A 20,805-nucleotide genomic window follows, 5' to 3' on the forward strand; every position below is an offset into this window, starting at 1 on the left:
TTTGATCTTATCCCTTGTCGGTTGCGAACCACGTCAGCGGATCGACAGGCTCATCGCCTTCTCTGACCTCTATATAGAGCGTTTCCGAACGCCCGGCGCTACCCCTTTCACCGATTGGTGACCGGATATCCCCGGTTACAGCCGTCTGTCCGCCCATCAGCCCCACGGGAGACCCCGCGGGCAGCACCTGACCGATGGCGCCATAGACCTCGTCCAGACCCGCAATCACAAGAAGCAAATCAGCTTGCGGTTCAAGAATGGTTACCAGCCCATAGTCCAGCAGCGGTCCGTTGTAGCGGATTGTCGCAGCGGTGGGCGTGGTGACCAGCGCCTTGGGCTCTGTCGCAATCACGATACCCGGCCGGACGACCCCGGCGGCGTCCCGTTCTCCGGCGCGGCGCAGGATCACCCCCCGCACCGGAAGCGGCAGCGTTCCCTTCTGCCCGGCGATGCGCGGCAGGGTCTCCGGGGTCTCGTCCTCGGCGATCTGGCTGAGACCGCTGGCAAATCCCTGCAGGGTCTCGGTGGAGGCAATGAGGATTTCGAGACGAATCGGATCCTCGGTGAAGCGTTTCGGCAGGTCGGTGCGGTCGGCAATCGCCTGGCTGAGCTCGGTTCGCGCGGCCTGAACACCCGCAAGCCCCTCCTTCAAAGTGTCCGCGGCGCTCTGCTGAAGTTCACGCAGGGCCGTCACCTCTTCGAGATCCGCCCGCAGCGCCGCCGCCTTGTCCGCCAGCCCCGGCGTCACGGCAGCCACCAGCATACCTGACCGCGCTGTACCGAGCGGGCCCTGCGGGTGGATCAGCGTATCGGGCCGGACCTGTCCCCCAAGGCTGCTCAGCACGCCAAGCAGCTGCGAAACTTCACTTTCCTGCGCCTGGAGCTTGCGCGTCAGCTCGGTTTCCCGGATTGCCGCCGCGCGCAGCCCCTGCCGCATCGCGGCGAGGCCGTCTTCGTAAGCCCGCACCGTTTCGGTCAGCGCCGCGACGCGGTCGCGGGCGCTCTCGGCCTTGTCGAGCTGCACCGATGCCGCCTCCAGCGCATCCGCCGCCGCCTGGGCAGCCTCCCCTGCGCTCTGCGCGAAGGCCGGGCCGGACAGCAGGGCAAAGAGCAGCGCCGCGCGGATCACTGGATCAGACTTTCCCCGGTCATTTCATCCGGTTGCGGCAGCCCCATCAGCTGCAGCAGCGTCGGCGCCACATCCGCCAGTCGGCCATCTTTCAAGCGGGCCCCCTCGGGACCGCCGTACAGGATCACCGGCACGAGGTTCGTCGTATGCGCGGTATGCGGCCCGCCGGTCACCGGGTCCACCATGGTTTCGCAATTGCCGTGATCCGCGATGACAAGCAAGCTCCCGCCGGTTTCCTCAAGCTTCGCAACCACTTGGCCAAGCCCCGCATCCACGGCCTCACAGGCGGCAATGGCGGCTTGCAAGTCTCCGGTATGGCCGACCATATCCGGGTTGGCATAGTTCACGACGATCAGGTCGTATTTCTTTTCAATGGCTTCGACGAATTTCTCCGTCACCTCTCCGGCACTCATCTCCGGCTGCATGTCATAGGTGGCGACCTTCGGCGACTTCGGCATGAAGCGGTCTTCGCCCTCCTCCGGCGTCTCCTTGCCGCCATTGAGGAAGAAGGTCACGTGCGGGTATTTCTCGGTCTCCGCAAGACGGAACTGGCTCAGCCCCTGTTTTGCAACCCATTCACCCAGCGTATTCACCAGCTTCCGCTTCGGGTAAGCCGTGGTCATGTAGGTGTTGTGCCGGTCGGAATATTCGACCATGCCCAGCAGCGCTGACAACTCCGGTTTCTCGCGTTCGAACCCGTCAAACTCCGGGTCGCCAATCGCGGCGAGGATCTCCCGGGCACGGTCAGCCCGGAAGTTGACGAAGAAGACTCCGTCCCCGGGCTTCATTCCCTCGTACCCGCCCACAACGAAAGGCACGATGAATTCGTCCGTCTGGTCAAGGTCATAACAGGTCTGGATGCCCTCGGCGGCATCCTGCAAGGCATCGCCCTGCCCCTCGACCATGGTGCGGTACGCCTTCTCGACCCGTTCCCAGCGGTTGTCCCGATCCATGGCGAAATAGCGCCCGCTGACCGTGGCGATCCGGGCACCGTCCGGCAAGGAAAGGTCGAAGTCGTTCACCTGCTTGCGGGCCGATGTCGGCGCCACGTCGCGCCCGTCGGTGATGGCATGAACCGCCACCGGCAGGCCCGCGTCGGTCAAGACCTTCGCGGCGGCGGACATGTGCGTGACGTGGCTGTGCACGCCCCCGTCCGAGCACAACCCGATCACATGAGCCGTTCCGCCCGCTGCTTTCACGGTATCCGCAAACGCCAGGATGGCCTTGTTTTCAAAGAAGGACCCGTCCTCGATGGCGAGGTCGATCTGACCGAGGTCCATGGCCACCACGCGCCCCGCGCCTATGTTGGTATGCCCCACCTCGGAATTGCCCATCTGCCCGGTTGGCAGGCCAACATCCGGGCCGAAGGTGACCAGAGTGGCATGTGGACAGGAGGCCATAAGCCTGTCAATTGTCGGGGTTTTTGCCAGAAAAGGCGCGTTGGCCTTGGTGTCGTCGGACAGGCCCCAGCCGTCGAGAATGGTGAGGATGACAGGTTTGCTCATACGCTCGGCCTCCTTGGCTTTGACGGCGGTTTAACAGAGCGCGGGGCGGATGTGGAGGGGGGAAGCCGTTTCGCCGTGTTGTCGTTGGGAGGCCCGTTGCGCGGGTTTTCGAGTGACGCCGCCCGTCTAATTTCCCTCTCACTCTGTTGTTGCGGCGAGACCGTGCTAAGTGGTCGATAACCTTTGTCCCTGCCCGGAGATTCTCCATGCGCCTCCTCTTCCCCGCCGTTCTGATCGTCGCTGCTGCGCCGGCCCATGCACAGGACCGCGCTCTTGCCTTCGAACTTGGCCTCGGGGCACGGACGGCACCGGCCTACGAGGGCTCCGAAACCTATGAAACCGGCCCATCCGCGACAGGCTCGGTCAGCACCTTCCGCCTGCTGGGTCTGAACATCGACAAAGGCGATGACCTAGGGTTCGGGTTCGGCCCGTCCTTCCGTTACATTTCGGAGCGAAGTGCAAGCGATCATGCCCGTCTCAGCGGCATCGACGACGTGGACGCCGCGCTCGAGATTGGCGCAAGAGTCTCGTATCGTTGGGAAAATGCCGAAGTCTGGGGCGCGGTGCGCAAGGGAGTCACCGGGCACGAAGGGATTGTGGCGGATCTGGCTGCGGATGCCATCTGGAATGTGGATACCCAAACCGAGTTTCGCGTCGGGCCACGACTGACCTTTGCCAATGACGCCTACATGGACAGCTATTTCGATGTGCCCGCCGGGGCCTTCCTCGCGCCCTATTCGGCGGATGGCGGCCTGTACAAGGCAGGCATTGAAATGACGGTACGCCACGACTTCAATGATACATGGGCGGTCGAAGGCTCTCTCGGCTGGACCCGCCTGACCGGCGATGCGGGCGATTCGCCGATTGTTGAGAACCGCGACAGCGGCTCTCTGGGCGTCATGCTGATCCGCAAGTTCGACTGGCGGTTCTGATGGGCACGGCGACTGTTGGATAGAATGACAAAAGCCAGCCCCGAGGGCTGGCTTTCGTTTTGTTCGGAATGCAGTGAAGCCCGGGTCTTCGCCCGGTTACACCTCAATCGCTCACCCCTGCAGCGACTTCACAACCAACTCCCCCTCTTCCCGGGCCTTGATGGCAAGCGCGGCGGCATGGGCTCCGGCGGCGGTGGTGAAGTAGGGGATCTTGTCGTAGAGCGCGACGGAGCGGATTTCGCGGCTGTCCTCGACCGCCGCCGCGCCCTCGGTGGTGTTCAGGACAAGTTGGATGCCGCCGTCCTTCATCAGGTCAACGACGTTCGGGCGTCCCTCGTAGACCTTCTTCACCGTCTCGCAGGCGATGCCATTGTCCGAGAGGAACTTCGCGGTGCCGCCGGTTGCGATCAGCTTGAAGCCGATGCCCGCCAGCGCTTCCGCCGCCTCGATCATCAGCGGCGTCTTGTCCGCGTCCTTGATGGAGATGAACACCGCGCCTTCGGTCGGCAGGTTGTTGCCCGCGCCGAGCTGGGCCTTGAGGAAGGCCCGCGGGAAGCTGCGGTCCCAGCCCATGACCTCGCCGGTCGAGCGCATCTCCGGGCCGAGGATCGTGTCCACGCCGGGGAAGCGGGCGAAGGGCAGCACGGCCTCCTTGACGGAGAACCAGGGCATGTTCGGGTCCGCGAGCGTCATTTGGTCTGCGATGGGAAGGTCAGTGTCGTAGTCGGCATCGACCGGGTAGCCCTCGCGCAGCGGGAAGGCGGATAGCTTCTCGCCCGCCATGAGCCTTGCAGCGATGGAGGCAATGGCGCTGTCAGTGGCCTTGGCGACGAAGGGCACGGTACGGGAGGCGCGCGGGTTGACCTCGATCAGGTAGATCTCGCCGTCCTTGATCGCGAACTGCACGTTCATCAGGCCAACGACATTCAGCGCCCTCGCCAATGCAACGGTCTGCTCCTTGATCTGGGCAAGGATGTCGTCCGACAGCGAATAGGGCGGCAGCGAACAGGCGCTGTCGCCGGAATGCACGCCGGCCTCTTCGATGTGTTGCATGATGCCCGCAACGTGCACCGCCTCGCCATCGCAGAGTGCGTCGACGTCAAGCTCGGTGGCGCCGGAGAGGTAGCTGTCGAGCAGCACTGGACTGTCGCCGGAGACGACCACGGCTTCCTTGATGTAGCGCTTGAGGTGGTCCATGTCGCGCACGATTTCCATGGCGCGGCCGCCGAGGACGTAAGACGGGCGGATCACCAGCGGGAAGCCGATTTCATCTGCAATCGCAATGGCTTCGCCATCGGTGGAAGCGATGCCGTTGCGCGGCTGCTTGAGCCCCAGATCGTTGACCAGCGCCTGAAAGCGCTCGCGGTCTTCGGCAAGGTCAATGGCGTCGGGCGTGGTGCCGAGGATCGGGATGCCTTCTTCATACAGCGCGTTTGCCAGCTTCAGCGGGGTCTGGCCGCCGAACTGGACGATGACGCCGTGCAGGGTACCGTTCGAGCGCTCCTTGTTCAGGATCTCCATGACGTGCTCAAAGGTCAGCGGCTCGAAATAGAGGCGATCAGAGGTGTCGTAGTCGGTCGACACGGTTTCCGGGTTGCAGTTGATCATGATGGTCTCGTAGCCCTGATCGCTGAGCGCGAAGCAGGCGTGACAGCAGCAGTAATCGAACTCGATGCCCTGACCGATGCGGTTCGGGCCGCCGCCAAGGACCACGACCTTCTTGCGGTCTGACGGACGCGCCTCGCACTCGACCTCACCCATCATCGGGGTCTCGTAGGTGGAGTACATGTAGGGAGTCTGCGCCTCGAACTCGGCGGCGCAGGTGTCGATGCGCTTGAAGACGGCGTTAACGTTCAGGTCGCGACGGGCTTTGCGCACGTCCTTCTCGGTCTTGTTCGTGAGCTTGGCGAGGCGGGCGTCGGTGAAGCCGAGCATCTTGACCTCGCGCATGCCTTGCTCATCGGTCGGAAGGCCGTTGGCGCGGATTTGCTCCTCTGCCTCGACGATCTCGCGGATGCGGGCGAGGAACCAGGGGTCGAACTTCGTCACCCCCTGGATCTCGTCATCGGAAAGGCCGTGGCGCATGGCCTGGGCGATGGTGCGCATGCGGTCGGGGGTCTGCTGGGAGATCGCCTTGATGACGGCAGCGTGACCTGTCTGCCCCAGCGGCACCGTCTCACGGTGGGTTTTGATTACTCTTTTGGCTGGTTTTGGATTACCTTCATCATCTCTCTTGAGAAGAGCATTATTTGGAACCCCGGGGATCTCCACCTCATCGAAGCCGGTGAGGCCGGATTCCATCGAAGCCAGCGCCTTTTGCATGGACTCATGGATGGTCCGGCCAATGGCCATGGCCTCGCCCACGGATTTCATCGCGGTGGTGAGGTAGGGCTGGGAGCCGGGGAACTTCTCGAAGGCGAATTTCGGGATCTTGGTGACGACATAGTCGATGGTCGGCTCGAAGGAGGCGGGCGTGACCTTGGTGATGTCGTTGTCCAGCTCGTCGAGCGTATATCCCACGGCCAGCTTCGCCGCGATCTTGGCAATCGGGAAGCCGGTGGCCTTGGACGCCAGCGCCGAGGAGCGGGAGACGCGCGGGTTCATCTCGATGACCACCATGCGTCCGGTCTCCGGGTTCACCGCCCATTGCACGTTGGAGCCACCGGTCTCCACGCCGATCTCGCGCAGCACGGCAATCGAGGCCGTGCGCATCATCTGGTATTCTTTGTCCGTGAGGGTCAGCGCCGGGGCGACGGTTATCGAGTCGCCGGTGTGCACGCCCATCGGGTCGACGTTCTCGATGGAGCAGACGATGATGGCGTTGTCGGCGCGGTCGCGCACGACCTCCATTTCGTACTCTTTCCATCCGAGCAGAGATTCATCGACGAGGATCTGACCGACCGGGGAAGCATCCATGCCCGAGCGGCAGTAATAGATGTAGTCCTCGCGGTTGTAGGCAACACCGCCACCCGTGCCGCCGAGGGTAAAGGCGGGGCGGATGATCGCCGGCAAACCGATCTCCTCGAGCGCATCGAGGGCAATCTTCACGCCGGCTTCGAGATCGAACTTGCCCTTGGCGTTCTTCGGCGCAGTGACGATGGTGGCCTTCGGATTCTCGAGACCGATGCGCTCCATCGCCTCCCGGAACAGCTTGCGGTCCTCGGCCATTTCGATGGCCTCACGCTTGGCGCCGATCATCTCGACATTGTATTTCGCCAGAACGCCCATTTCTTCGAGCGCCAGCGAGGTGTTGAGGCCGGTCTGGCCACCCATGGTCGGCAAGAGCGCGTCCGGGCGTTCCTTCTCGATGATCTTGGCCACAACCTCGGGCGTGATCGGCTCGATATAGGTGGCATCGGCCAGACCCGGATCGGTCATGATCGTCGCCGGGTTGGAGTTCACCAGAATGACCCGGTATCCCTCTTCGCGCAGCGCCTTGCACGCCTGCGCGCCGGAGTAGTCGAACTCGCAGGCCTGCCCGATGACGATGGGCCCCGCGCCGATGATCATGATGGACTTGATGTCGGTACGTTTGGGCATGGGATCACCTCTTGGCAGGACGGCAGGGGGTATCACGCCGATGACTCGGCTGAGGACCCGCAAATTGTCGTGCGTTATAGACATGCGCCGTGTGGGTTCAACCCCATATGGACCGTTGATGCCGGGTTCTTTGACCGCTTGCGCGGCGGGGGCTCTGCCCCCATGCCCTGCGGGCTCCCCCGGGATATTTCAGGCAAGAGGAAACGGGGCGATTGCGCGCCTTTTCGGCGTGGGACATGCGGGCAAATTGGTCAAAGGGAGGCGATTCCCTTGACTTTCGCCCCCCAGACAGGTGTATCCGCGCCTGACCTCCCTTTCCGGCCTTTGACGAAGGATCCCGACATGCACGCCTATCGCAGCCACACCTGCGCCGCTCTGACCAAGGACAACGTCGGCGAGACCGTCCGCCTTTCCGGCTGGGTGCACCGCATCCGGGATCACGGCGGCATCCTCTTCATCGACCTGCGCGACCATTACGGCGTCACGCAGGTGCTCTGCGATCCGGATTCGCCGGTGTTCTCGGCCATGGAGAAGGTGCGCTCCGAATGGTGCATCCGCATCGACGGCTTGGTGAAGGCGCGGGACCCGGAATTGGTAAACCCGAAACTTCCGACCGGCGAGATCGAGGTCTTCGTGCGCGACCTGGAGGTGCTGGGCGCGGCGGACGAGTTGCCGCTCATCGTCTTCGGCGATCAGGAGTATCCGGAGGAAACCCGTCTCAAGTACCGCTTCCTCGATCTGCGCCGCGAGTCGATGCAGAAGAACATGACCCTGCGCTCCGACGTCGTCGCCTCCATGCGCAAGCGGATGTGGGACAAGGGGTTCCGCGAGTTCCAGACGCCGATCATCACCGCCTCCTCGCCCGAGGGCGCGCGCGACTTCCTCGTGCCGTCGCGTCTGCACCCGGGCAAGTTCTACGCCCTGCCGCAGGCCCCGCAGCAGTTCAAGCAGCTGATCATGGTCTCCGGCTTCGACAAGTATTTCCAGATCGCGCCCTGTTTCCGCGACGAGGACCCGCGGGCCGACCGCTCGCCGACGGACTTCTACCAGCTCGACATGGAAATGAGCTTCGTCGAGCAGCAGGACATCTTCGATACGATCTCCCCGGTCATCGCGGGTGTGTTCGAGGAGTTCGGCGGCGGCCGCAAGGTCGATGCGCCCGAAAGCTGGCCTCAGATTGCCTACAAGGACGCGGCGCTGAAATACGGCACCGACAAGCCCGACCTGCGCAACCCGATCGAGATGCAGGACGTCTCCGAGCATTTCGCGGGGTCTGGCTTTGCGATCTTCGCAAAGCTGCTGGAGCAGGAGGGTACGCAGATCCGCGCGATCCCCGCGCCCACGGGCGGCAGCCGCAAGTTCTGTGACCGCATGAATGCCTTTGCGCAGAAAGAGGGCCTGCCGGGCATGGGGTATATCTTCTGGCGAGAGACAGATGGCGCGATGGAAGCCGCCGGTCCCCTCGCCAAGAACATCGGCCCGGAGCGCACCGAGGCGATCCGCCAGCAGCTCGGCCTCGGCGTGGGTGACGCGGCCTTCTTCCTCGGCGGCAAACCCGCCGCCTTCGAGCGCGTCGCGGGCAAGGCGCGAGACGTGATCGGCGCGGAACTCGGCCTGACCGACACCAACCGCTTCGCCTTCGCCTGGATCGTCGACTTCCCGATCTACGAACGCGACGAGGAGACGGGCGAGATCGACTTCGAGCACAATCCCTTCTCCATGCCGCAGGGCGGGATGGAGGCGCTGAATGGCGATCCGATGGCGGTGAAGGGCTTCCAATATGACCTCGCCTGCAACGGCTACGAGCTGGTCTCCGGCGCGATCCGGAACCACAAGCCGGAGGTGATGCTCAAGGCCTTCGAACTGGCGGGCTATGGCGCGGACGAGGTGAAGGCCCGCTTCGGCGCGCTGTTCAACGCCTTCCACTACGGCGCCCCGCCGCACGGCGGCTGCGCGGCGGGCATCGACCGCATCGTCATGCTGCTTGCCGATCAGCAGAACATCCGCGAGGTCATCATGTTCCCGATGAACCAGCGGGCCGAGGACCTGATGATGAACGCGCCGAGCGATCCGACCTCGGATCAGCTCATGGAGCTGGGTCTGCGGGTGATCCCGCGCGACTGACCCAGAGCGACAAGACCCCAAGAGAAAGCCCCGCAGCCAGTCCGTTGCGGGGCTTTTTCGTGCCGATTCCGACCGCTGCGATCAGGAGGCGAGTTCGGACGCGATCACGACCGAGCCGTATGCGAAAACGAGGCCGAACATGACCAGGGCGGTGATGCCGAGCACGACAAGGCGAGCCTTCTCATCCTGGCGCCGCGCGACCTCTTCACCGGCGATTTCCAACGTCTTGCGCGATACACTGCGCTTCACCATTATCAAGGGCAGCATCAGACAGATCGTGACTGCTACCATTACCAGAGAGGCTTGTGTCCCCATCGCCTTCACTCCGTTGCTTGATTTCAACGAATGATTGCAGGGCAATTGTGGCCCTTCTGCGTTCCGTGTGGGGGATTTTTACGGATTGTTAACCATCATTGCGGCACGGCTGCCATGAAACTCATGCACCTCGCATATTATCTCCTGGTTTGGGAGGGACATTTCCGCCCCGCTCAAATCGCAACTTTCTCCGACAACCTGTCGTGGATAAGCGCCGCGACCCGGGCGACGACGGACTGAATCGGGCGGCCGTTGGCGCGGGCGTCGGACAGATCCTTCGCCGCCACTTCCAGCGGCGCATCTCCGGCACTCATCGCAACGCCACGCAGGAATTGCGCCACGTAGTCCAGCATTCGGCCATCGCCCCGCGAATCGAGCACCTCCGCCGCGTGGGCCATGTCGTCGCGGAATGACAGCGGATCGGGGTGAATGGGATCATTGCTGACCAGGCGCGGGCCGCTCGGCTGGCGCTCCGGCGGCAGGGCAGAGAGGATCTTGCTCTGAAAGACGACAACCGACTCGATGGGCTTCGCCAGGAAGCCATCGGCCCCGGCGGCCATCGCCACGTCCTCGGAGAAAGTGTCACCGCTGGTGCCCAGCACCACGTCGATCCGGGGTGTGGCGTTTACCAGTTCCGCGATCAAGTCGGCCCCGGAGCCGTCCGGCAGGCCCAGGTCCACGATCACGACAGAGGGGCGATAGACCTGCAGGTGGCGGCGCGCGGAGGCCATACAGTCGGCGCGGCGGATGCGGGCACCGGAGCGCAGGCACAGGAGGCGCATGGCATCGCAGGCATAGCGGCTGTCCTCCACCACGAGGACCGTGAGCCCGAGCAGCGGGCGCGTGGCGGTCGGACGGCGGTAGGATTCGAGTGGGTCGGCGTAGTCGTCCATCTGAAGTCTCCATTGGCAGCGGTTCAACATGGTGAACACGTCGAGGTGAACAAGCGGTTAAAGGACGCACCGCCTTGTCGCGAGACCGGCCAGACGCCATAACCTGCGGCAAACCAGTCGCACCTTCTGACAGTTGGAGAGCCCCCATGATCGGACGTCTGAACCACGTTGCCATCGCCGTTCCGGACCTCGACGCCGCCGCGGACCAGTACCGCAACGCCCTTGGGGCGAAGGTCGGCGCACCGCAGGACGAGCCCGATCACGGCGTCACCGTGATCTTCATCGAACTGCCGAACACCAAGATCGAACTGCTGTATCCGCTTGGAGAAGACAGTCCGATCAAGGGCTTCCTCGACAAGAACCCCTCCGGCGGCATTCACCATGTCTGCTATGAGGTCGACGACATCCTCGCCGCGCGGGATCACCTGAAGGCGACGGGCGCAAGGGTTCTCGGCAGCGGCGAGCCGAAGATCGGCGCCCACGGCAAGCCGGTGCTGTTCCTGCATCCCAAGGACTTCAACGGCTGCCTCGTGGAACTGGAGCAGGTCTGATGGGCATCACCTCCGGCATCGTGCTCTACGCCGTGCTCTGGTTCCTGACCTTCCTGGTCGTGATCCCGATTCGCCTCCAGACCCAGGGCGATCTCGGCGAGATCGTCCCCGGCACCCATGCGGGCAGCCCCGAGGTACACAACCTCAAGAAGAAGGCGTGGATCACCACTGGCGTGGCCGCGGTGATCTGGGCCATCCTGGCGACGATCATCCTGTCAGGCTGGATCAGCGTGCGTGACATCGACAGCGTCATGGGCCAGCGCATGAGCCCTGCAACCTCCGAAGGTCAGTAGCAGGCAACGGCGCGGGAACCCTGACTCCGTTGAACCGCGCGTCCCTCGACGTGCGCCGCGGCGAAGTGCCGGGCATCGTCGGCATCCTGAGTCCGTCCGAACGCATGGCGGCCTGGGATCGCCACGATCCGCGTCGTGAGGGCGGTCTTGTCGGAGACTGGAAGTGGTCTTGGATCTTCGACCAGTTTGTCGCCGTGCTGAGCGACGGCATTGGTTTCATTTCAGGCGGCAAGAATAAGGTCCGGAGAGAGAGAGAATCCCGTGCCTCGTCCGGCGTCATGATCCCATGTGATGCGTGCGGGCGTCTTTCGGTGTCGGGACTCATCCGGCCATCAGCCCCTCCCGGGCTTCGGAACCGGTTGCGAAGGCGCTCCGGCGGACGCATTCGTATGTCAGGGCCACTCGATCTTCCGCTTGTCTACCGCCCGGCAGTGCAATTCTGAAAGAAATGTCCCGAGAGGGCGGCCGGTTCGGGCGGGTCATGGACAACCCCTTGAGAAGGCACCGGTAACGCCTGTGCTACGGGTGGTTGTTGCCAACCACCGGCCCTTGGTCCCCTCTCGGAATCATGCTTCGCATAACCCTGTCACGCAGGGAATCAGCACCAGTCGCATGAGCAGAGGTGGTCAATCGGCGCGTACATCGGGACCCTGACCCTGACCCTGACCCTGACCCGCCATACAGCGCTCATCGCGACACGCCGCACCTGCGTCACGGTCGAAGGTGAGTAAAGTTTTAGCCTAAAACTTTGCTCACCGCTCGGTCAGCTTGAGCTCGATCCGCCGGTTCTGCGCCCGGGCCTCCGGGGTATCCGCCGGGTTGACCGGCTGATACTGGCCAAAGCCATTGGCGGCGAGGCGGTTGGGCGGGATGTCCAGGAAGTCGGTCATGAAGCGCACGACCGACAACGCCCGTTCCTGGCTAAGCTCCCAGTTGTCCTGGAACCGACCGCCAATGCGCACCGGCACGTCGTCGGTATGGCCATCGACGCGGATGATCCAGTCGATGTCGCTCGGGATCTCGGACGACACGTCGCGCAGGATGTCCGCGACATTCGCGATCTGGGCCTTGCCCGCGTCGGACAGCTCCGCGTCGCCCAGCTGGAAAAGAACTTCGGATGAAAAGACGAAGCGGTCGCCCTCGATACGGATACCCTCGCGGTCTCCGACCACGTCACGCAGCCGACCGAAGAATTCCGAGCGGTATTTCTCCAGATCCTTCGCCTGCGCTTCGAGACGGATGCGCTCAGCCTCTTCCAACTGGCGGCGGCGACGCTCCTCGGCGGCCACCCGCGCCAGCGCCGCGTTCAGTTCCGAGCCAAGATTTTGCAACTGAACCTGTGCCGCCTCGTCGGAGGCTTTGCTGGCATTAAGCAGTCCTTGCAACTCACCGAGCTGCTGGCGCAGCGCGGCAACCTGCTGGTTCAGCAATTCCGCCTGTTTCTGCGCCTGCGTCGCCCGTTCGTCGGAGACGGCCAGTTCCTTGCGCGCCTCGGACAGCAGAACCTGCCGCTCCTCGGCTTCGCTCAGGCGGGTCTCTGCGCGGGCCTCGGCGGCCTTCTGGGCGGCGAGGGCGGCGGTGAGCCGGTCGCGGACCTCCTCCGCACTGGCGTCGGAGGCCATCCGGGCGGCAAGTGCGGCGGCGAGGCGTTCTTCGAGTGACCTTGCGTCATCGACCCGCTCCGCCGCGCGGGCTTCGGCCTCGGCGAGGGCCTTTCGCAGGGTGGCAATTTGCGTGTCGCGCTCCGCCAGACGGCCGCGCAGGGCCCGGACTTCGGCCGTCAACTGCGCCGTCTCGACGGCGGCGGCGTTCTCGGAGCCCAGCTGCGCTTCGAGTTGGTTGACGCGGATGGCGCTGTCTTCGGCCTGACGCCGGGCGGTGTCCAGATCGGAGCGCAGTTGCGCCACCTCTCCCTCAAGCGACGCGATCTCGTCGCCTTGCGCCCCCTCCCGGATTTGCGTGTCCGACAGGCGGGCGAGGAGCGTGGCATTGCGATCCTCGAGGTCGCTCAATGCGGTCTGGGCGGCGTTTGCCTCCCCCCGCGCGGTGGCCAGCGCGGTCTCCAGCCGGGCTTTTTCCGCACGCAGCGCATCCAGCGCCGCGCCGCCGTCTTCGGCCGCGCCCTGTGCCGTGGCGAGGTCGGCGACCAGCGCATCGTTGCGGGCGCGCAGGGCGGCAAGTTCGGTCTGCAAAGCTTCGGCTTCGGTGATCCGGGCGAGGGCCGCGGCCAGTTGCGCCGACAGGTCGGAAAGGCGGGTTTCGGCGGCGTCGCTGGCGCCCCGCGCCGTGGCGAGGTCGCGCTCGGTCGCTTCACGGGCTTTCTGCGCCTCGTCCAGCGCCCGCTCGGCGGCGACACGGGCGGCCCGTTCGTCGGCCAGATCCTCGCGCAACGTGGCGAGGCGGTCATCGGTTTCAGCACCGGCGGCACGAGTGTCGGCCAGCGTGGCAGACAGTTGCGCGATCTCGGCAACGGCGGCGTCGAGCCGGTCCTGCAGACCCTGTGCCTCCTGCTCGCCAGAAACCAGTGCGGCGGCAAGACGGGCGTTGAGATCGCTTTCGGCTTCGCGGGCGGCGGCCAGCAGGGTCAGCGTGTCCTCGGCTTTCCGACGTTCCGCTTCGAGCGCGAGGGTCATGGAGGTGAGTTCCGCATCCGCCTCCTCGAGCCGCTTGCGCAGCGCCGCCGCGGCCTCCGCCTCCAGCAGCTTCTGCTCCTCCTCCGCGGTCAGGGCCTCGCTCAGGTCGTCGACTCGTCCGGAGAGCACAGTGATCTGCTCCTCGGCGGCGGCCTTTTCCCTGCGCAGGTCAGCCAGCAACGCCTCCAGCGCATCGCGCCGAGCGGTGAGTTCGTCGCGGGCCGTGGTCAGCGCGGCGGCATCGTCTCGGGCGGCGTCGCGTTCTGATAGCAGCGCGGCGACCTGGCTTTCGAAGTCGGTGATCCGGCCTTCGGCCTCGGCCAGCGCGGCATCCCGTGCCGCCACATCGTCCCGCGCGGAATCCCGTTGCAGCAGAAGCGCGGCCACCTGCGCTTCGAAATCGGTGATCTTGCCCTCTGCATCGGCCAAAGCGGCGTCCCGCGCGGCAAGGTCAGCGGCCTGGCGGTCCCGGGTGGCGGTCAGCGTGTCGATCAAGCGCAGCTGTTCGGCGAGGCGCGTCTCTGCATCCGAAAGGGTGCCTTCCAGTTCTCCAAGCTGGCTCGTCAACGCCGTGTTGCGGCGTTCCTGCACGCCCAGCGCCTGCGCGAGGGCGGCAATCTCGGTGGAGAGCGAATTCAGCTGATCCTCCTGCCCGGTGATGGTCTCGCGCAGGACGAACTGGATGATCATGAAGATCGACAGCACGAAGGTCAGCACCAGCAACAGCCCGGTCATGGCATCCACGAACCCGGGCCAGATGTTAGCCTGGAAGCGTTGTCCGGTGCGGCGCGATAGGGCCATGGTTCAGCCCCCGGCCCGTTTCACGATGGTCGCAAGGTGGCGCGACATGGTGTGGATTTCCGTGCGCAACTCGGCCATGCTCTCCTGCCGCCCGGCGCTGATCTCCTCCAGCAGGCGCAGCATCTGGACGTCGATCGAGCGCAGGCGCATCCGGCTTTCCGCATCCAGCCCCTCGTTCGATTCCTTTGAGCGGATGGCCTCGGCCAGTTGCTCCTGCCCGTCGGCGATACGCGCCATGGAGGAGGCTGTCGGCGCGGTGGCCTCCATGCGTTCGGTCATGCGTTCGATGGAATCGGCCAACTGACCCAGCCGGTTGTCCACCTCCGAGCGGCCCTGTTCGGACTGGGCGAAAAGGTATTGCAGGGTCTCGATCTGCTCGGCCATGCGGTCGAGCACAACGCCTGCCGCACCCAGGTCCGGGCCATCGCTGTCGGAGGAAAAGCCGAGCCGGGTGATGGAGGAAAGCCATTCCTCCAACTCCCGGTAGAAGCGATTCTGCCCGTGACCGGCAAAAAGTTCCAGCAACCCGACGATCAGCGAGCAGGCCAGACCGAGCAGCGAGGAGGCGAAGGCCACGCCCATGCCGCCAAGCTGACTTTCAAGCCCGGTCATCAGCCGCCCGAACACCGCTGTCCCGCTCTCGCCCTCCTGCGGCGCGAGGCTGCGGATGGTGTCGACCAACGCCGGAACTGTCGTGGCGAGACCGTAGAACGTCCCGAGAAGTCCGAGGAAAATCAACAGGCTGACGATGTAGCGAGTGATTTCCCGGGCTTCGTCGATCCGCGTGGCAACGGAATCGAGAATGGAGCGGGTGGAGGTGGTGGTGATCTGCATCCGCTTGTCCCGGCGGCGCAACAGCGCGGCGAGCGGGGCGAGCAGAAGCGGCGCCTGGGCCCGCTGGCCCTGATCGCCGGGCTTCGCGAATTGCTCGATCCAGCGCACGGAGGAGATCAGCTGCACCACCTGGTAGAAGCAGGCCAGCACCCCGAGAATGAAGACAAAGAAGATGAACCCGTTCAGGTACGGGTTGGATTCGAAGACAGGCAAGACCCGCGGCAGCGCGAGAAATCCTCCCGCACAGGAGAGCGCCAGCACGATCAGCATCAGCGCGACCTGCCGGACGGGTTGTGAAAAATGTAGCTCGGCCTCGAGGTCGGGCTGGTCCATCGGACACCTGACGCGTTTGTTGTCTTGCGCCCTGAAACTACGGGGTTAGCGCTGGCAAGCCAAGGGTTTATGCGGTGAGCGCCCGCACCCTGTCCACCAGCCAGTTCAGTTCCGCATCGGGAATGCCCAATTCCGCGAGATGGGCGGCGGTATTGTACAAGTATTCCGTGTTCGGACCACGCCCGCCGACCGCCTTGGCGATGATCTGCGCCTGCTCTTCGAGCGAGAGACGGCAGTATTGCACGTGGTCGCGGTCGATCACGTAAGCGAGCGCGTCGATGCGCGTGCCATCGTCCAGGTCGAGCGTCAGGGTTCGCTCGACATAGGCCGCAGAGACCAGTTCGCGGTCGCGCAGGTAGGCGAGGGTTTCGTCCTCGGTGCCCGGCTCCGCGCGAAACGCGACCCCCTCGCAAAGCGCCCCGCGATGGGCGTCGAGCGCCAGAACGAGGCCGGGGTCTTCCACGCTGCCGCGATGGTGGATCGAGCGCATGCAGAAGCTGCGGGCATAGTCGGCAAGCCGCGCGTGGCGCTGTTCGGCGACCGGGAATCCGGGGTTCCACAAGAGTGAGCCATAGCCGAATACCCAAAGTGTCACGGATCGTCCCCTTGCCCTTTCGCACGCGCGTGGCGCGCTATAGACACCAAACACGCGCAATTTGCAAAGGGGCACGGTGTCATGAAACGGTTACTTGCGGTGATCCTCGCGGCAGCGGCCCTGTATTCGGGATACTGGTTCTGGCAGGCGCAGGCCTTGCGTGGCCAAATCGAGGACTGGTTCGAGGCGCGGCGGGGTGACGGCTGGGAAGCGTCGTATGCAGATCTGAGCGTCCAGGGCTTTCCGAACCGGCTCGACGTGACCTTCGACGATCTGTTGTTGGCCAATCCGGAGACCGGATCAGTCTGGGAGGCACCGTTCTTCCAGATGTTCTCGCTGGTCTACAAGCCGGATCACTGGATCTTTGCCTGGCCGGACACACAGGAGGTCACGGTGAAATCGGACAGCTACCGGATCACTTCAGAGGGGCTCCGGGCGTCTCTGATCACGGACGGGGACCGTATCCTGCGCAGCAACGTCGAGGCGAAGACGCTGAACGTCTCCGGCCTGCACGATTTTGCGGTGGCCGGGCTGAACATCGGCGTGGCAGCGGACGAGGTGGAGCCGAAGGTGATGCGACTCGGTCTGACGGCGGCAGCGCTCGCCGGAAAAGCCGGGACGCTCGGGCCTTCCAGATCGGTTGACGAGGTGACGGTGCGGGCGGAGGTAACCTTCGACGAGGTCTGGACAAAGGACGCGCTCCGCAAGGACAAGCCGCAGCCTGTCGCGGTAAAGCTGCCTCTGGCGGAATACCACGCGGACGGACTGACGTTGAAGGCGACGGGCGACTGGGACGTGGACGACATGGGGCGGCTGGACGGCACCGGAACGCTGCGGGCGGAGAACTGGCGGGCCTTGCTGGACAACGCAGAGGGTGCGGGCGACCTGCCGGGCGAGGTGGCAACCGTGCTGCGCGAGACGCTGGGGCTGATTGCCGGCTTGTCGGGCAACAAGAAGACGCTGGACCTGACATTTTCCTTCGATCGCGGCGCGGTGTCGCTGGGGATCATTCCCTTGGGCAAGGCTCCGCGCCTGCGGTTCGAGTGACCCTTGCCGGGGCGAAAATTTTGCCGGGACAAAATTTTGTTTTGGGAGCTCTGCCCCCGTCCTTCGGACTCCCCTGAGGGTATTTGAGGACCAGAGAAGACGGGGCGTCTTGCGTCAGGTCAGCAGTTTTTCCAGGCTCCGGCCCATGACTTGTGCGCTTTCGATCATGTCGGTGATCCCGATCCATTCGTCCGGCTTGTGCGCGAGGTCAAGCACGCCGGGCCCGTAGGCAATGCAGTTCTGCAGCTTGCCGATGCGGTCGATGTGCTTCTGGTCGTAGGAGCCGGGGGAGGCGACGAACTCGGCGGGTCTGCCAAAGACTTCCGCGACGGCGGCCGCGACGGTGGTGACGATGGGCGCGTCACGGTCGGTCATCGAGGGGGTGATGCGGTTGAGGTCGCGCACGGTGTAGTCGAAGCGGTCGCGGGTTTGTTTCAGGCCATCAAGGATGTCCACGATTTCGCCTTTCACGTCATCGAAGGATTCCTCGGAGAGGTAGCGCCGGTCGATCACGATTCGGCAGCTGTCCGGCACGCAGCAGGCGGGCAGGCCGGTGTAATCGGGCGGCAGTTCCTCCGAGCCGCCGTGGATCGCGCTGATGTTCATCGTGGCGTGACGGGCACCCTCTGGGACAACTGGCAGCGCAGTCCTGCGGGCGGAGAGGGCCGGGAACAGGTCCTGTTCAAAGGCCTGAAGCACCGCCCCCATGTGCCGGACCGCGCAATCGCCGAGAAAGGGCATGGAGCCGTGGGCGATCTCGCCTTTCGTCTCGATCTCCGCCCACCAGCCGCCGCGATGACCAAGGCAGATGCGATCCTTGTTCAGCGGTTCGGGGATGATGACGTGCTGGACGCGCTTCGGGTCGAAGAAACCGCGTTCGGCAAGGTAGGCGACGCCGCCGTAGCCGCCGGATTCCTCGTCCGCCGTGCCGCTGATCTCGATGACGCCGTTGAAGTCGGGATGTTCTTCAAGGAACGCTTCCGCCGCGATGACCGAGGCCGCCAGTCCGCCTTTCATGTCGCAGGAACCGCGACCATAGATCCGGTCGCCTTCCACCGCGCCGCCGAACGGATCGCGGGTCCAGCCGCGGCCGACCTCCACCACATCGGTATGAGAATTGAAATGCACGCAGTCGCCGGGCCGGGGGCCCTCGCGCCGGGCCACGATGTTCCAGCGCGGATAGCGGTCGCTGTCACCGGGAGCGCCCTCGGCGCGGATCAGCTGGCAGGCAAAACCGCGCGGCTCGAGCCGTCTCTGCAGGAACGCGCAAATGTCGCGGTAGCAATCCCCGGGTGGGTTCAGGGTCGGAATGCGGATCAGGTCCTGCGTCAGGGCGATCAGGTCGTCCCGCTTGTCCGCGATACGCGTTGCCAATGCACTCATGCGTCGTACCTCCGCACCACACAGTGTCGGCGGGACGATGCTTGCGCAACCCCTTGTTTCTTCTTGGTCCAAATACCCCAACCCCGCGTGGGTCCGGACGGCGACATCAGGCCTGGCAAGGCAACGGTCCGTAGGGCGGGGCTCTGCCCCGCACCCGCCTCAGACTGCGATGTTGTCGATCAGGCGCACCCCTGCAAGCCAGGCAGCGGCGAGCAGGCGGCAGTCGCCCTCGGGGCGGTCCAGAATGCGCAAGTCCTCGTTTGCCCGCAGATCGAGGTACTCCACTTCGGTGAAGCCCGCCGCCAGCACCTTCGCCTTCGCCGCCTCCGCAAGCCGGAAAGCCGATCCACCCGCGCGCAGACCCTCGGCCATCTCGACCATGGCCGCATGCAGGGCCGGGGCCTTCACCCGCGCCCGGTCCGACAGCAGCAGATTCCGCGAGGACATGGCGAGGCCGTCTTCCTCGCGGATCGTCGGGCAGCCGACCACGTCGACGTCGAGATCGAGGTCCGCCGAGAGCCGCCGGACGACCTGCAATTGCTGGAAGTCCTTCTCGCCGAAGAACGCCCGTTCCGCCCGGGTCTGGGTAAAGAGCTTCGTCACCACCGTCGCCACGCCGTCGAAATGCCCGGGGCGGTGCGCCCCACAGAGCACGTCTGTCAGGCCAGCCACGGAGACGGTCGTCGCAAAGGTGTCGGGGTAGATTTCCGCCGGGCCCGGCACATAGAGCGCGTCCACGTCGAAGCGTTCGAGCTTCTGTGCGTCCTGCCCCTCCGTGCGCGGGTAGTTCTCCAGGTCGGATGGATTGTTGAACTGCCTGGGGTTGACGAAGATGGTCACGATCACCCGGTCGCAGCCCGCCTTGGCCGCCGCGACGAGGCTCAGGTGCCCGTCGTGCAGGGCACCCATGGTCGGGACAACCCCGACGACCTCGCCCGCTTTTTGCCAGCCTTTGACCATGCTCCGCAGCTCCGCCTTCGTGCGGATGATCGGCGCGATCATTTCGGGCCTCCGGGCGTTGCGTCGCCGAACACATGTTCCGGGCCGGGGAACTCGCGGGCCTTCACGGCGCGGGCGTAGTCGGCAATCGCCGCGCCCGCGTCCTCGCCCAGCGTCGCGAAGCGTTTGACGAACTTTGCCTTGAAGGCGGTGAACAGCCCGAGCATGTCGTCCACCACGAGGATCTGGCCGTCGCAGCCCGCCGAGGCGCCGATGCCGATGGTCGGGATCGGCACCTCGGCCGTCACGCGGTCTGCCAGCGAGGCGGGCACCTTTTCCAGTACCACCGCGAAGGCCCCGGCCTCTGCCACGGCTTTGGCATCGGCCATCAGAGCCTGCGCCGCCGCGCCACGGCCCTGCACCTTGTAGCCGCCGAGCGTGTTGATCGACTGTGGCGTCAGGCCGATATGCGCCATGACGGGAACGCCGCGCTGGACCAGAAAGCGGATCGTTTCGGCCATGTGCCGCCCGCCTTCGAGTTTCACCGCCCCTGCCCCGGTTTCCCGCATGATCCGGGCGGCGTTGCGGAAGGCCTGCTCCGGGTTTTCCTCATAGGTGCCAAAAGGCAGATCGACGACCATCATCGCCGACGAAAGCCCCCGCGCCACAGCTTGCCCGTGCAGGATCATCATCTCCATTGTCACTGCAACGGTGGATGTCAGCCCGTGCAGCACCATACCGACCGAGTCCCCGACCAGCACGAAATCCACATGCGGGTCCATGATCTGGGCCATCGGCGTGGTATAGCAGGTCAGGCTGACAATCGGCTCGCCGCCCTTGCGGGCAAGGATGTCCTCGGGCATCGGAGCCCGTTTCTTTGCCGTCGCACTCATACCGAGGCCCTCCGCGCAATAATGTTGCGCGGGGGTGTAGCATTTGCCGCGCTGCAGAACCAGAG

Annotated in this window: 16 protein-coding genes; 5 read left to right on the top strand and 11 right to left on the bottom strand. The window is 64.7% G+C overall.

All coding sequences use genetic code 11. From position 1 onward, the window contains the following. Window positions 1–7: 7 nt before the first annotated feature. Window positions 8–1,129 carry a murein hydrolase activator EnvC family protein gene (locus ACP159_RS21250; RefSeq protein WP_425101731.1) on the bottom strand — a complete coding sequence of 374 codons (1,122 nt, stop codon included), beginning with the start codon at window positions 1,127–1,129 and terminating at the stop codon, window positions 8–10. Then, window positions 1,126–2,634, bottom strand: coding sequence for a 2,3-bisphosphoglycerate-independent phosphoglycerate mutase (gene gpmI / locus ACP159_RS21255; RefSeq protein ID WP_425101732.1), 1,509 nt, complete (start codon window positions 2,632–2,634; stop codon window positions 1,126–1,128). The genes ACP159_RS21250 and gpmI overlap by 4 nt, the downstream gene beginning before the upstream one ends. A 206-nt stretch (window positions 2,635–2,840) precedes the next feature. Here gpmI and ACP159_RS21260 point away from each other — a divergent pair, with 206 nt between their 5' ends. After that, window positions 2,841–3,566: a MipA/OmpV family protein gene (locus ACP159_RS21260; RefSeq protein WP_425101733.1), complete on the top strand. Its 726-nt coding sequence runs from the start codon at window positions 2,841–2,843 to the stop codon at window positions 3,564–3,566. A 111-nt stretch (window positions 3,567–3,677) separates the two neighbouring features. Here the strand turns inward: ACP159_RS21260 and carB are convergent, their stop codons facing one another. Then, complete coding sequence (gene carB, locus ACP159_RS21265; RefSeq protein ID WP_425101734.1) at window positions 3,678–7,106, bottom strand: carbamoyl-phosphate synthase large subunit; 3,429 nt, start codon at window positions 7,104–7,106, stop codon at window positions 3,678–3,680. A gap of 342 nt (window positions 7,107–7,448) precedes the next feature. Between carB and aspS the strand changes: the two genes are divergently transcribed. Continuing rightward, complete coding sequence (aspS, locus tag ACP159_RS21270; protein WP_425101735.1) at window positions 7,449–9,230, top strand: aspartate--tRNA ligase; 1,782 nt, start codon at window positions 7,449–7,451, stop codon at window positions 9,228–9,230. Window positions 9,231–9,311: 81 nt separating this feature from the next. Here the strand turns inward: aspS and ACP159_RS21275 are convergent, their stop codons facing one another. After that, the gene (locus ACP159_RS21275; RefSeq protein ID WP_425101736.1) at window positions 9,312–9,497 is read right to left on the bottom strand and encodes a hypothetical protein; all 186 of its coding nucleotides are present in this window, start codon (window positions 9,495–9,497) and stop codon (window positions 9,312–9,314) included. 221 nt (window positions 9,498–9,718) lie between these two features. Beyond that, on the bottom strand, window positions 9,719–10,438 hold the full coding sequence (locus tag ACP159_RS21280) for a response regulator (protein ID WP_425101737.1): 720 nt from the start codon (window positions 10,436–10,438) through the stop codon (window positions 9,719–9,721). Between the two features lie 146 nt (window positions 10,439–10,584). On the opposite strand from ACP159_RS21280, the gene mce reads away from it, so the two are divergent. Then, entirely contained in the window at window positions 10,585–10,989 is a 405-nt protein-coding gene (mce, locus tag ACP159_RS21285) for a methylmalonyl-CoA epimerase (protein ID WP_425101738.1), read from the top strand. Beyond that, window positions 10,989–11,282, top strand: coding sequence for a DUF1467 family protein (locus ACP159_RS21290; protein ID WP_425101739.1), 294 nt, complete (start codon window positions 10,989–10,991; stop codon window positions 11,280–11,282). Before mce ends, ACP159_RS21290 begins: the two co-directional genes overlap by 1 nt. A 752-nt stretch (window positions 11,283–12,034) precedes the next feature. On the opposite strand, the gene ACP159_RS21295 is transcribed toward ACP159_RS21290, so the two are convergent. The 3 genes from ACP159_RS21295 to ACP159_RS21305 all read right to left on the bottom strand — a co-directional run bounded on the left by ACP159_RS21295 (window position 12,035) and on the right by ACP159_RS21305 (window position 16,478). Next, window positions 12,035–14,716 (bottom strand): peptidoglycan -binding protein, encoded by a 2,682-nt coding sequence (locus tag ACP159_RS21295; protein ID WP_425101740.1) that lies wholly within the window; start codon window positions 14,714–14,716, stop codon window positions 12,035–12,037. A 3-nt stretch (window positions 14,717–14,719) separates the two neighbouring features. Then, on the bottom strand, window positions 14,720–15,883 hold the full coding sequence (locus ACP159_RS21300) for a biopolymer transporter ExbB (protein WP_425101741.1): 1,164 nt from the start codon (window positions 15,881–15,883) through the stop codon (window positions 14,720–14,722). 67 nt (window positions 15,884–15,950) lie between these two features. Next, window positions 15,951–16,478 carry a gamma-glutamylcyclotransferase gene (locus ACP159_RS21305; protein WP_425101742.1) on the bottom strand — a complete coding sequence of 176 codons (528 nt, stop codon included), beginning with the start codon at window positions 16,476–16,478 and terminating at the stop codon, window positions 15,951–15,953. Between the two features lie 81 nt (window positions 16,479–16,559). Here ACP159_RS21305 and ACP159_RS21310 point away from each other — a divergent pair, with 81 nt between their 5' ends. After that, window positions 16,560–17,525 carry a DUF2125 domain-containing protein gene (locus ACP159_RS21310; protein WP_425101743.1) on the top strand — a complete coding sequence of 322 codons (966 nt, stop codon included), beginning with the start codon at window positions 16,560–16,562 and terminating at the stop codon, window positions 17,523–17,525. Between the two features lie 114 nt (window positions 17,526–17,639). On the opposite strand, the gene ACP159_RS21315 is transcribed toward ACP159_RS21310, so the two are convergent. From ACP159_RS21315 to panB, 3 genes are all read right to left on the bottom strand, one after another. Then, window positions 17,640–18,908: an acetylornithine deacetylase/succinyl-diaminopimelate desuccinylase family protein gene (locus ACP159_RS21315; RefSeq protein WP_425101744.1), complete on the bottom strand. Its 1,269-nt coding sequence runs from the start codon at window positions 18,906–18,908 to the stop codon at window positions 17,640–17,642. 159 nt (window positions 18,909–19,067) lie between these two features. Next, window positions 19,068–19,910: a pantoate--beta-alanine ligase gene (gene panC, locus ACP159_RS21320; RefSeq protein ID WP_425101745.1), complete on the bottom strand. Its 843-nt coding sequence runs from the start codon at window positions 19,908–19,910 to the stop codon at window positions 19,068–19,070. Then, window positions 19,907–20,740, bottom strand: coding sequence for a 3-methyl-2-oxobutanoate hydroxymethyltransferase (gene panB / locus ACP159_RS21325; protein ID WP_425101746.1), 834 nt, complete (start codon window positions 20,738–20,740; stop codon window positions 19,907–19,909). Before panB ends, panC begins: the two co-directional genes overlap by 4 nt. Window positions 20,741–20,805 lie beyond the last annotated feature (65 nt).

It is taken from the genome of Tropicibacter sp. S64 (assembly GCF_049803835.1).
Taxonomy (GTDB): domain Bacteria; phylum Pseudomonadota; class Alphaproteobacteria; order Rhodobacterales; family Rhodobacteraceae; genus Pacificoceanicola.